Source organism: Aquimarina sp., from assembly GCF_977115655.1.
Window position 1 is genome coordinate 65728 of record NZ_CDSBKO010000013.1, and the last position, 12662, is coordinate 78389.

11 protein-coding genes and 1 tRNA gene are annotated in these 12662 nt (G+C 31.0%); 6 read left to right on the plus strand and 6 right to left on the minus strand.

Annotation, left to right across the window (positions count from 1 at the left end; all coding sequences use genetic code 11):
* Positions 1-215: 215 nt before the first annotated feature.
* Together ACZIYX_RS07675 and ACZIYX_RS07680 are read right to left on the minus strand one after the other, a co-directional pair.
* Entirely contained in the window at positions 216-2987 is a 2772-nt protein-coding gene (locus ACZIYX_RS07675; protein WP_462681627.1) for a CHAT domain-containing protein, read from the minus strand.
* Positions 2965-3348 (minus strand): hypothetical protein, encoded by a 384-nt coding sequence (locus ACZIYX_RS07680; RefSeq protein WP_462681628.1) that lies wholly within the window; start codon positions 3346-3348, stop codon positions 2965-2967. Before ACZIYX_RS07680 ends, ACZIYX_RS07675 begins: the two co-directional genes overlap by 23 nt.
* A 135-nt stretch (positions 3349-3483) precedes the next feature.
* On the opposite strand from ACZIYX_RS07680, the gene ACZIYX_RS07685 reads away from it, so the two are divergent.
* Entirely contained in the window at positions 3484-4044 is a 561-nt protein-coding gene (locus ACZIYX_RS07685) for an RNA polymerase sigma factor (protein ID WP_462681629.1), read from the plus strand.
* A complete protein-coding gene (locus tag ACZIYX_RS07690) occupies positions 4045-4851 on the plus strand; it encodes a hypothetical protein (protein WP_462681630.1) in 807 nt (268 codons plus the stop codon).
* Positions 4852-5087: 236 nt separating this feature from the next.
* Here the strand turns inward: ACZIYX_RS07690 and ACZIYX_RS07695 are convergent.
* Positions 5088-5161: transfer RNA gene (locus tag ACZIYX_RS07695), tRNA-Asn, on the minus strand.
* A 375-nt stretch (positions 5162-5536) separates the two neighbouring features.
* Positions 5537-6889 (minus strand): RIP metalloprotease RseP, encoded by a 1353-nt coding sequence (gene rseP / locus ACZIYX_RS07700; RefSeq protein WP_462681631.1) that lies wholly within the window; start codon positions 6887-6889, stop codon positions 5537-5539.
* Between the two features lie 157 nt (positions 6890-7046).
* Here rseP and ACZIYX_RS07705 point away from each other — a divergent pair, with 157 nt between their 5' ends.
* From ACZIYX_RS07705 to ACZIYX_RS07720, 4 genes are all read left to right on the plus strand, one after another.
* A complete protein-coding gene (locus ACZIYX_RS07705) occupies positions 7047-7718 on the plus strand; it encodes an SCO family protein (RefSeq protein WP_462681632.1) in 672 nt (223 codons plus the stop codon).
* A gap of 95 nt (positions 7719-7813) precedes the next feature.
* Positions 7814-8041, plus strand: a complete 228-nt coding sequence (locus ACZIYX_RS07710; RefSeq protein WP_462681633.1) for a FeoA family protein — start codon at positions 7814-7816, stop codon at positions 8039-8041.
* Between the two features lie 13 nt (positions 8042-8054).
* Entirely contained in the window at positions 8055-10151 is a 2097-nt protein-coding gene (gene feoB, locus ACZIYX_RS07715) for a ferrous iron transport protein B (protein ID WP_462681634.1), read from the plus strand.
* Between the two features lie 267 nt (positions 10152-10418).
* Positions 10419-10571, plus strand: coding sequence for a FeoB-associated Cys-rich membrane protein (locus ACZIYX_RS07720; RefSeq protein ID WP_462681635.1), 153 nt, complete (start codon positions 10419-10421; stop codon positions 10569-10571).
* A 22-nt stretch (positions 10572-10593) separates the two neighbouring features.
* On the opposite strand, the gene ACZIYX_RS07725 is transcribed toward ACZIYX_RS07720, so the two are convergent.
* On the minus strand, positions 10594-11511 hold the full coding sequence (locus ACZIYX_RS07725; protein WP_462681636.1) for a DMT family transporter: 918 nt from the start codon (positions 11509-11511) through the stop codon (positions 10594-10596).
* A gap of 283 nt (positions 11512-11794) precedes the next feature.
* A complete protein-coding gene (locus ACZIYX_RS07730) occupies positions 11795-12529 on the minus strand; it encodes a TerB family tellurite resistance protein (protein WP_462681637.1) in 735 nt (244 codons plus the stop codon).
* Positions 12530-12662: the final 133 nt, after the last annotated feature.

Below are 12662 nucleotides of genomic sequence, written 5' to 3' on the forward strand. Positions count from 1 at the left end.
GTATACTTCGTGAGCTTCCTTCGAGATTATTGATTTAAAATTCATATATTTTTAATACGAATATCTTTTGTATAGTGTAGTAGAATGATATAATGGTTTTGGTTGTCTAATGTTTGCTAATACGTATAACAGGTGTGATTTGTAATTTCAAAATGTACAATGAAATACTATTCTAATTATATTAGAAAATAAAGTAAGTAGAGGTTTAGGAAAAGTTATTTTCGTTTTTTAAGCCACCACAAGAAAACTACAAAAAAGAAGATTCCTGTAATCGAAAACCATATCCATGAATAGGAAGTAGTGTGTATTGCACTAGCATCACCTATAAGAATAAGCGAAGACCAATAATAAGGGGAGATTTTGCTAAGGCTATGATTTTTTAAGTATTCTAATTTTGCCAAATGCAGAGCTTTTGATTTGTTTTTTCCTTTTTTTAAATACTTGTAAAAACTAGTAGTTATGTATTGCCCAGATTTATCATCCACATTCCACATAGAGCAAATTACACTATTTGCTCCTGTATAAAAGAAACCTCTTGCCAGACTCATTACACCCTCTCCTTTATTGAGCTTGCCTTGTGCAGAGTTACAGGCACTAAGTACAACTAGCTCAGCATTGTTTTTGGTAGTATATAATTCATTTAGGCTCATTTTTTCATCTCCAAAAGCAATCCACGGTACAATCGAATCTGTTGCGTTGGCATGAGTAGAGAGATGAATTATTTTAGAATGGAGGGTATTCTTAAAAAAATTATCTTTTATAGCTGTTTCTCTGGTAAATAAATGTCCGGGAAAAAGACTTTCGGCGTCTGTTACTTCCTTTTCACTTTCTCTTAGAGATGTTAATTGATTATCATAAGTAAAATTTACTGGAGCAAATCCAGTAAAATTAGTTGTAAAATCGCGGGTTATATTTTGATTCTCTTTTAAAAATGAAATAGAATAAGCATAATTAATTTCGGTACTTGCAATTAAGTAAGACTCTGGAGTAGGTTGTTTTTTTGAAGTTATCAAAGCTTCAAAAGGGAAGTTTTGCAGACTATAATCAGGTATTATGGTGATTTTTTTGTTCGCTATATATTTTTGGGTATTATTGAATGGAAACAATTTTTGAAATAGTTGAAATGCCAAATTTTTATAACTTTCAAAATCGTTTTTGGAAACAAAAGGAGATCTTATTTTTGATTTAAAATCTACTATATGGTTATTTAATTGTGAGATATCTTTAAGCTCAAAAATATTTGTAGTATCCTTGCCAATTAATAATCCATAACCGTTATCCTCATTAAGGATATATTCTATAATAAGCTCTTCTTTAGTAAGAGAGTTTTGAAGTTCTTTTAAGGAGATTATTTTAGCAAGAGTTTTGTAATTATAGTATTTCGGGTAATCTATTTTTAAAGAATCTATAAACTTATGATATGCTATTTTTGTATTAAATAGTATGGAATGTATGGAGTCTTTTTTGTTAGTTTGATCTAAAGAGTAAGCATCTTGTAGTTGATATATATTGTTTTTTAACTGTTCTTCTTTTTTAAGAATATCATGAGGTAGTTTTGAGTTTTTTTTAAGCTCCCTGTCTTTAATGTCTTTAAGAAGAAGCACTGCCTTGTTTTTTTCCATAAAATGGAATGCTTTTTCTGGATTATTGGTTAGAAAAGCAGTTTTTGTAGCATTTTGGTATATTTTTGAGGCTTGTTCCTGCCAATGTAATCTAGATTGTTGGTCCTCGATTTCAAAACGCATATAATCTATGAGGCGTTCTGCTACATCAATATCTTTGTATATGGTGTTTAGCTCTTTTTTAGATTTTTTATAAATATTTTTATATCCAATCAAAAAAACATAAGCATCCAAAATATAGTTTTTATATAAGGAGGATTCGATTTCTATTTCGGGAACAGAAGCTACGGATAAAGTAGTATCTAAATTAAGATATTTAGCAATAGATAATTCTATACATTCTACAGCTTTTTTATAGTTTTTTATTTTAAAATAGTAGATCCCCAAATTATGAAGAAATATAGCTTTAACTAAATTAGAATTAGAGTGTTTTAATCCATCAGACAAATAAGAATATGTTTTTTCGAGATCATATTGTAGGTATAAATTCCCAAGATTAATGTATATTCCTGTCTCAAAAAATTCATCACCTCTTGCCTTTGCAATCTCTAATGCTTTAAGATAATGCTCTTCAGATTTATTTTTATCTCCAAAAAAATCTTTATCGTATAAGTTACCTAGTATTAGGTGTGTATTTTGAAGATAAGATGGATGTACAGGAGTTATTCGTTTAGAATTAAGAATGTCGAGTAGTATTTTTCGTCCTTTTTCAAGGTTTTTCTTTCCGTTAATACTTTCATGAATTTCTGCTAACTTTATAGATGATTCTATTTCTCCTTCTGGATAGGAGCTGGCAAAATATAAATTTTTTGCCATTTCATAATAATTAAGAGCAGTATAATAATCTCCATTTTCTTCATAAATCACCCCTAATCTATAAGCAGCCCTACCTTGGTATTTATCGACTCTGTTTTGATGCAGTACAGATTTATAATAATTTTCAGAAAGGTCAAAAGATTTGTTTAGGTAATGAAACAAGCCCAAGTTGCAAAGACCTCGTCTATAGGATAAAGAATCCAAGTTTTTTTCGTTACGTATGGATTTTAGGTTCAAATCCCCATAAAACAATGCTTCTGTATAGTTTTGGTTTTGATAAAAATAGACAGAAATCGCATAGGTTAACTCTTTTATCTCTTTTTTTGGAGTTACAGATAATAGACTATCAATTTTTTCTTTTTTAGCAGATAGAGAAGTTTCAGATTGAAGAATAGAGTCCAGAACATCAAAATCACTTTGCCCAAAGCTTAAATTATAAATAAATAAATGTACACAAGAGATTAATACTATTAATCTCTTGTGTACAAATAGAGTTTTATGTCTTCTTAAAAAGAAGTTATATTTTTTAGAAATCGTTACAATCTCCATCCCAGTTTAATGCAGTTTTGTCTACAGCTTCTGTAGGGCGGGATTTAACTTTTGGACCTGGCCTGCAGTTAGAACAATAAGCGATATACCATATTTCTACCTCCTTACAATCTGTAAGCTCCACACCTAATAACAGAAAATTATGTTCTCCATTTCGGATGTTTTGCTTCTGTTCTTCAGTGACATCACCCTGATATCTTACGGTTAGTTTTCCTTCGGTGTCATATGTATTGTCCGACTGTTTATTTACTACGGTACTATTTTTAGAAGGATTTTCTGTTTTGCTATTTTCTACTACAGTTTCATTATCTGTAGAACAACTAGCAAGAATAAGAACTAAAAGAATCAATACTTTTTTCATATTTTATTTTTAATTTAGGTACTAAAATAACTTATTTTTTTTACTGTAAAACCTTAAGCGTATAAGATTTCATCAATTAGTTCAAAATACCTATTTTTGTTACCCTAAAAGTATATATTTCTTACATTAGACTGGATGCAAAAAAGTGATTATTTTATTAAAGGTATTCTAGAGTCTGATGAAAAGGTTGTTGCCAAAATATACAATTTATTCTTCCCTAAGGTTTTATCTTTTGTGTATAGAAATAATGGGCAACGAGAAGATGCTGAAGACGTTTTTCAAAAAGCATTACTGCAAATTTCTGCAAGAATTAAACTTAGAAAACTAGAAGTTATCAATACCTCATTCGAGGCTTATTTATTTACTGCATGTAAAAACTTGTGGCGTAGAGAATTAAATAAAAAACAAAAAAGGGTAACAAATGATGAGGTTAAGGAACTGGTAAGCGAAGAGTCAGATATGGCGTATGCTTTACTAGATCAAGAGCGATGGGAGTTATTTAGGGATAAATTAGAACAGTTATCCGATAACTGTAAGGAAGTGTTAAACTTATTTCTTAAAAAAGTATCCTACGATCAAATTGTAAAAAAACTTGGATATACGTCTGAAACCGTGGCTAGACAGCGAGTCTTTAAATGTAAAGCAAAGCTAATAGAAATGATTAAAGCAGATAAACGATTTAGAAATCTAAAATAAATGGATACTAACCAGGAAAAATATCATGAACAAATAAGTGCTTACTTAAGGGACGAATTGTTACCTGAAGAAAGAATACTGTTTGAAAAATCTTTGGAACAAGATCCTGAGTTATTACACGAATTTAAGATTCATCAAGAATTATTTACGCAAGTAGAAGATAATAAAGGTATAGATGATGTGTCATGGGATTATGATACAGAAGATGTTAGGATTTTGGCAACCTATTTTAGAAGTAAAGAAGCAGAAAAACTTAAAAAAACAATACAAAAAGCTCAAAACAATTATCAAACGACTAAAAAAACAGTAGTTTGGAAGAAAAATATAATCCTGTCATTTTTTGTAGCAGCTTCAGTTGCAGTATTTGTTTTAGTATATATTTTTAATAGTAAATCTTCGACTACAGAAATGTACGTAAAATATAGTGAATGGGAAGATTTACCATCATTAACAAGTAGAGGTGAGGATAACAAATTAGTAGAAGGAGAACGGCTTTTTGTAGATAAGAAGTATAAGGAAAGTTACGCAATATTTACAGCTCTTCCACAAAAAGAACAACAACCTTCTGTATTAATATATTTAGGGCTTTGTGCTTTAGAATTGGATCAATTAGATAAAGCACTTCATTATTTTGAACTTCTAAAAAATACAGATGCAATAGATAGCTCTAAAGGATATTGGTATCTGGCATTAACCTATCTAAAACAAAACGAAAAAGAGAAAGCAACAAATATATTACAAGAATTGGTTTCAGGAAACCACTATAATAATACTAAAGCCAGAGAATTGCTGAATCAATTGCAATAAGCATTTTATTATCTTCTTTAAAGCGTAACCATATATAATACTTTGGCTACATTTTTTATTTAGGTCAACAACCATTTTCGCTTAAATACTAAATTCTACAACTTTTAATGGATCCTTGATCCCAATTCAGAGGTGTCAAAAATGTAGAATTTGATCTTGATCCGTCTTGATCCCCTAAAATCTAATTACAGTAAGTTCTAAACGCAAAAAAGTCCAACATTTCTGTTGGACTTTTGCTCCCCCTCTTGGGCTCGAACCAAGGACCCTTTGATTAACAGTCAAATGCTCTAACCAACTGAGCTAAGGAGGAATTTGTTTTTTCAACTAAAGAGCGTTTTTCTCTTTTGCGAGTGCAAATATATACTATTTTTTATATCTCAAAAAGTTTTTTTCAATTTTTTTTCAGCATTATTATAAGATAATAATCAAATACTATTTTAAAAGAAACGATTGCTAAGCTAAGGCAGGTGCGTATCTGTTTGAATATGAGCTATTGATTAAAAAAAATCCTTTGCGTTGTTTTATTTTTTGAATTCAAAAAAATTAATCCAAAAAATAAATATTTAGGCTATAAAAGTAAAGTGTTGTATTAAATACAAAAAGAGACAAAATAAAATTGGGGTAACTATACATAGACAGTTACCCCGATTTTATTAGTTAAAATTAATCTGGTATAGCATTTTTGCTATCCAAATACAGCTTTATAAAGATCATTACCATTCGCAAAAAGAAGTAATGTAATAAGAATTACAAATCCTACAAGTTGTGCATACTCCATAAATTTGTCGTTAGGTTTTCTTCCGGTAACAATTTCATACAGTAAAAACATTACATGACCACCATCTAATGCAGGGATAGGTAGGATGTTCATAAAAGCTAAAATAATAGAGATAAAAGCAGTTGTACTCCAAAAAGCACCCCAGTTCCATTGATCGGGAAACAACCCTCCAATAGCACCAAATCCTCCCACGCCTTTGTAAGCACCGGTTTTAGGATTAAATATCTTTTTCATCTGCTTCACATAGCTGCCTAAAATAGATACCCCTTTGTTAATTCCTGCCGGAATAGATTCTAAAAAAGAATATTCGATCGTCTCTACAGTTAGAAAACCTCTTTTTTCTAATTCCAAGTAATCTATATTTCTTATCACGCCTATTTTTCCGTCTTCGCTGATCTTGGCAGTGACACTTTTTTCTTGTCCGCTAACGCTTTTTACTAATAAAGAGATAGAACCACCTTTGTTTTGATCAACAATAGGTAGTATTTGATCCATATAGGTAACTTTTTGATTGTTTATACCTATAATCTGGTCTCCTTTTTGTAGATCAATTCCAGCATTAGGAGAGTCTTTAGGAACTTCTTGAATAATAAAAGGGAAACGTGGCTCTATAAACGATGTCTTATCTTCAACATCCAGAAGCTTTGCAATAAAATCAACAGGAATCTCCTTTTTTATAGTGTTTCCATCTCTTAGTATAGTTAATTCGTTACCATTTATAATTTCTATTGGTAGCTTGCTAAATTCTTTTACAGGATTTCCATCGATTGCAGTTATATTATCTCCCGTCTGTATTCCAAGTTTTTCGCCAATTTCAGTATTAGAAACATAAAACCCATCTTTTAAACTATCTGCTTTGATAAATTTATCGCCATAGGCATAAGCAATTCCAGCATAAATAATAATTGCAAGAATAAAGTTTACAGTAACTCCACCTAGCATAATAATTAATCTTTGCCAAGCTGGCTTGGATCTAAATTCCCAAGGTTGTGGCGGCCCTGCCATTTGTTCCTTGTCCATGCTTTCATCGATCATACCAGCAATTTTAACATATCCGCCTAATGGCAACCAACCGATACCATATACTGTTTCGCCTATTTTTTTCTTGAATAATGAAAATTTTACATCAAAAAAGAGATAGAATTTTTCAACTCTGGTTTTAAAAATTTTAGCGGGGATAAAATGCCCTAATTCATGTAAAACAATTAGTAAAGATAAACTTAATAATAGCTGTATCGCTTTTATAAAAAATGGACTCATGGGTCGTTATTCAAAATTAAATCACGCAAAAGTAACCTTTTAGAAGTGTATATAAAAAAAATCTAGTGTACAGTTAAGAATATTTAGGGTTTTTTTAATGAAAACGACTTCTGTATAATAGATAAACCTTGTAATTTTGTCGATATATTAAATTAATATGCTTCAGTTTTTTTCTAAATACAAATTTTTTGCAATTGTACTTTTTGTTTTATCAGCAATTATCATTTCTATTATATATTCTATTTTAAAGCCAAATAAGGTTTTACCAGTGTATGAACCCGATATGGTAAATACAGAATTAGTGGATAGTACAGTACAATACATACGTAAGTATCATAAAATCGCAGATTTTAAATTGATAAATCAAAATGGAAAAGAAGTAACACAACGAGATTATGAAAATAAAATTTATGTAGCAGATTTTTTCTTTACTACTTGCCAAACCATTTGCCCTGTTATGACAGATCACATGAAAGAGATTCAGGAACGGTTGTACGAGGATAAAGATGTATTATTGCTGTCGCACTCTGTTACCCCTCAAATAGACAGCGTAGCTCGTTTAAAAAAATATGCTATAGAAAAAGGAGTAGATGATACCAAATGGAATTTGGTGACCGGAGATAAAAAACAAATATATGATCTTGCACGAAAATCATACTTAGCTGCAAAATCTGATGGAGATGGAGGACCTTATGATATGGTGCATACCGAAAACTTTGTTCTAATAGATAAAAAAAAACATATTAGAGGGTTTTATGATGGCACTGATCCCAAAGAGATAGACAGATTACTAGAAGATATCAATATTTTGAAAAACGAAAATAAGTAAGAAAACCCGGGTATTGCCTTATTTTGAAACTTTAGCTTTTTCAATACAATTTTTTACATTACTTTTGCCTTGTTTAAAATCAATCTAAATAAATATTGAAGACTACAATAGCTACACTTAAAAGAGGTCAGCGTGCATTAATCAAGGAGATTACTTCAGATATCATTCCCCTTAAATTACTAGAAATGGGGTGTTTGCCGGGAAATGAAGTTGAACTGTTGCAAACAGCTCCTTTTCAATGCCCAATGTACCTCAATATTAATGGTAGCCATCTTGCCATACGTAAAGAAATTGCAGCTCAGATAGAAGTAGAAATCATTTAACAGCAATTTTTATATGGCTAAGCAAATTAAAGTTTCATTAATCGGAAACCCAAATACCGGAAAAACATCTGTTTTTAATTTGCTTACCGGCCTAAACCAACAGGTTGGTAATTATCCGGGAATTACCGTCGAGAAAAAAGAAGGGATATGTAAACTATCCAGAGGGGTTAAAGCCCATATACTGGATCTGCCGGGAACATATAGTCTTAATGCTTCCTCACTGGATGAAAATGTAGTAATAGAGCTACTTCTCAATAAAAAAGATAAAGATTTTCCTGATGTAGCCGTAGTGGTTAGCGATGTAGAAAATTTAAAACGAAATTTACTTCTTTTTACACAAATTAAAGACCTCGAAATACCCACTATTTTGGTAATTAATATGGCAGATCGTATGGATCGAAAAGGTATTTCAATAGATATTCCTTTATTAGAAAAAAAACTCCACACCAAAATAGCGTTGGTTAGCGCACGTAAAAAAGAAGGAATAGAAGACCTTAAAAAATTAATAGAATCCTATACATTATTACCAAAGACATCTAATGTTAACGCACTATCTTTTGCTCCAGATTATTTTGACAGGCTGCAAAAGGCATTTCCGGACCAATCCTTATATAAACTTTGGCTGGTAATCACTCAGGATGTTAATTTTAGAAAGTTCAATAAACAAGAAATATCCATAGCTCCGGATTTTAAAATTAAATCGGAAAGCGAACTTAAAAGACTACAGCAAAAAGAAACCATAAAAAGGTACCAATTTATAAATAGTGTACTTAAGGAGGCATTGATAATAGATGAAAGGGCAGCCACCGGAATGCGAGCTAAACTGGATAGAATCCTAACACATAAAGTATGGGGGTATTTTATCTTCTTTGCAATACTATTGTTGATATTTCAAGCTATTTATGACTGGTCATCTTATCCAATGGATTTGATTGATGAAGCTTTTGCATGGTTAAGTGAAACAACAAAATCTATATTTCCAGAAGGGCCTTTGGTAGATTTGATAACCGAAGGGATTATTCCAGGACTAGGGGGTATTGTTATTTTTATTCCACAAATTGCATTTCTTTTTCTTTTTATTTCTATTCTTGAAGAGAGTGGATATATGAGCCGAGTAGTTTTTTTGATGGATAGAATAATGCGAAAATTTGGATTAAGTGGTAAAAGTGTAGTTCCGCTAGTATCCGGTACTGCTTGTGCTATCCCTGCAGTAATGGCAACCAGAAATATCGAAAACTGGAAAGAAAGACTGATTACAATACTTGTAGTACCATTTACAACCTGCTCGGCAAGATTACCCGTATATCTTATCATTATTTCGCTGGTTATTCCAAACGAAAAAATAGGTTGGATATTTGGTTATCAAAGTCTTACGTTAATGTTTTTGTATTTTTTAGGATTTGGTACGGCAGTGGGATCCGCTTGGATACTTAATAAAATTTTAAAAATTAAGAGTAAATCTTATTTTGTTATTGAAATGCCCGGGTATAAAATCCCTTTATTTAAAAATGTAGCAATTAATGTAATTGAAAAAACAAAAGCCTTTGTATTTGGGGCAGGAAAAATTATTTTGGCAATTTCGATTATATTATGGGTATTGGCAAGTTTTGGACCCAATGAAAACTTTAATAATGCAGAAAAAATTGTTACTGAACAGTACACGGATCTTACGGAAGAAGAATTAAGTAATAAAATAGCATCTCATAAATTAGAATACTCTTTTATAGGATATGCGGGTAAAGCAATAGAACCATTGGTAGCTCCTTTGGGATATGATTGGAAAATCGGAATAGGTATTATAAGCTCTTTTGCAGCCAGAGAAGTATTTGTAGGCACTTTGGCAACCATATATAGTGTAGGAAGCGATGAAGAAGAAACTATAAAAAACAGAATGGCTGCCGAGGTTAACCAAAAAACAGGAGAACCACTATTTAATTTGGCAAGTGGAATATCTTTATTGTTGTTTTATGCTTTTGCAATGCAATGTATGAGTACTTTGGCTATTGTTAAACGAGAAACTAATACTTGGAAATGGCCAATGGCACAGCTTGTTTTTATGAGTGTTTTTGCATATAGTGTTGCACTTATTGTATATCAAATTTTAAAATAGAAGGTAAGCTTTCTGGTTTTGGTACGACTTTATAATTACCTTTCAATTTAAACCAGATTATTGTATAATTTGGGAAATGTTATTAAGTTAAGAATTTAAACTATTGATTTAAAGATTGTTAATAGAGGATTCCAAAGTAAGCAGGAATCCATGATAAAAGTAAAGGGGTATTTTGCTTTTACAGATATTTAATCCTCAAAAAGATACAGCTTAATTAAACGACATTAATAATTTGGGTTAAAAGAAAAATAGTAAAAAAAGAAAAAAATGAATATTCTTATACAAAATATACTGGTAGTGTTGATTTTTGTACTTGCAGTAGGATTTTTGATTAAAAAATTCTTTTGGAAACCATCCTTTTCTCCTGCAAAAAAAAAATCAACGAAGTCTTGCGGTGATTCAGGATGTGGATGTCATTAATTTGTTTGTATAAAACAATAACTTATTTTTTAAGCCATTTTAAAGGGCCACTACTAATTAAATACACTCCACAAAAAATCAAAACACAACATAATAATTTTGTAATAGTTAGATCACCCTTGTATTGGCTATCGATAACCAAATAAGATATAGTGGCAACAAGTAACATTGCTACTGCAGGCTGTACATAAATATAACTACTGGAAACGGTAGGTTTTACAAATTGTAACGCAAACATATTAAGTAAGTAAGCCAAAAAAGTAGGGCCAATAACCACATAGAATAAAGAAACCCAGTTCGAAACAGCAAAAGTAGTAAAATCAGTATGGATTAATTTTTCTATACAAAAAGGGAACATACTTATAAACCCGAATAAAAAAGTCCAGACAATTACTGTAATAGGTTTATATTTTGACATAAGGGGCTTTACAATAACCAGATAAAATGCAAAGGCCAGCGCATTTATGCATACAAAGATATTTCCTAACAGAGAGCCTGTTCCTAGGTCAGACCCCCCTAAGTAAATTAACAGAACAGCTCCCGTACCGCCAATAGATATCCCTGTAATACGTTGTATTGTTAGAGGTTCTTTTAATAAAAAATAGCTGATAATAACCGTAAAAATAGGCATTGCCGTAATGATAATAGCAGCATCTACAGGAGAGGTAAGGCTAAGCCCGTTCATCGAAAAGAATTGATTTGTTGCCACTCCCAGAAAACCACATAATGCCAGTCTTGGAAGATCTTTTTTATCTACTTTTTCTTTAATAAAAAACTTAAGAATTAAGAATAATACACCAGCACCACTTATTCGAAGAAATACTAATGCAGAAGCTTCAATTTTGTCTGGCATTAATCCTTTGGCTACAAGGTAATTTGCTCCATAAATAATATTAACGCTCAATAAAGCTATGTGAGCCTTCGCCTTGTTTGATATCATCCCCCAAAGTTAATGAAACTCTATTTTAAAAAGTTTGAAAAACGCATTTAAAACAGGTAGTTGAATTAATTCCGTTGTATAACGGGATCTATTATCATTTTTGAATGATTTGAAGGAGAACACTATTTTAAAAAGTTTGAAAAACGCATTTAAAACAGATAGTTGAATGAAACAAATATTGTATACAATAGAGTTGAGATATAGAAAAAAGTAGTTTTATTTTACTATCAATTCTAAATAATATTCAGGAGCAACAATAGATACAACGTGTCAAATACAGGATTTAATTAATCCCTCTTTCTTTTTTAATTTGGTCGTATGCCTTTTGCACTTCTTTAAATTTTGCTTCTGCTCCTTTTATATGAATATCATCCATGTGTTGAACCTTATCAGGATGGTATTTTTTTGCCATGGTTCTAAAAGCTTTTTTAACATCGGCATCTGTGGCAGACTTGTCAATTTCCAAAATCTTATAAGCATGGTCTCCGGTCTTAAAGAACATAGCTTTAATACTTTCAAAATCTTTAAAATTTATTCTTAAAAAGCCTGCTATTTTTTGTATTTCTTCAGCTTCAGAAACACTTACCGATCCGTCTGCATTTGCGATACCAAATAAAAAATGAAGAATTTGTAATCTCGAAGGATATCTTGTATGTTGTGTAATATACATACATATACGTTGAGCAGAAATCTCTCTGTTTTTTATAATTTCATTAAACGTTCTAAAAGTTGCATTAGCACGTTCTTTGCCGTAAGAACTTACAAAATAACTTCGTACATAATCTAATTCTGTTTGATTTATTTTGCCATCTGCTTTGATTACAATAGAAGAAAGGGACAGTAAATTCAACTCAAAATCGGCAGGTGTAACCTCTGGCTCTTGCGTAAATACTTTTTTAAAACCACCACTGCTTTTGCTTGTTGCAGAATCAATTAAGCTACCTACTATAAAACCTAAAATTGCTCCCGGAAATCTAAAAAACACATATCCTATTATAGTAGTAAACCATTTAATCATTGAAAACCATTTTTTGGGATGTAAAGATAAACTATTTATTAAAAGGTGCTTTTTTGTTCTTTACAATAAATTAGTATTTATAAGTATCAGTTCGTTACAATTCCCAAAGCTAAATTAGTGCAAATGTAAATAG

Coding starts and splice junctions, on each gene's coding strand:
- rseP (WP_462681631.1), bottom strand. CDS start 6,889: ATGAGTCCATTTTTTATAAAAGCGATACAGCTATTATTAAGTTTATCT.
- ACZIYX_RS07675 (WP_462681627.1), bottom strand. CDS start 2,987: ATGGAGATTGTAACGATTTCTAAAAAATATAACTTCTTTTTAAGAAGA.
- ACZIYX_RS07680 (WP_462681628.1), bottom strand. CDS start 3,348: ATGAAAAAAGTATTGATTCTTTTAGTTCTTATTCTTGCTAGTTGTTCT.
- ACZIYX_RS07730 (WP_462681637.1), bottom strand. CDS start 12,529: ATGATTAAATGGTTTACTACTATAATAGGATATGTGTTTTTTAGATTT.
- ACZIYX_RS07725 (WP_462681636.1), bottom strand. CDS start 11,511: ATGATATCAAACAAGGCGAAGGCTCACATAGCTTTATTGAGCGTTAAT.
- ACZIYX_RS07705 (WP_462681632.1), top strand. CDS start 7,047: ATGCTTCAGTTTTTTTCTAAATACAAATTTTTTGCAATTGTACTTTTT.
- feoB (WP_462681634.1), top strand. CDS start 8,055: ATGGCTAAGCAAATTAAAGTTTCATTAATCGGAAACCCAAATACCGGA.
- ACZIYX_RS07690 (WP_462681630.1), top strand. CDS start 4,045: ATGGATACTAACCAGGAAAAATATCATGAACAAATAAGTGCTTACTTA.
- ACZIYX_RS07720 (WP_462681635.1), top strand. CDS start 10,419: ATGAATATTCTTATACAAAATATACTGGTAGTGTTGATTTTTGTACTT.
- ACZIYX_RS07685 (WP_462681629.1), top strand. CDS start 3,484: ATGCAAAAAAGTGATTATTTTATTAAAGGTATTCTAGAGTCTGATGAA.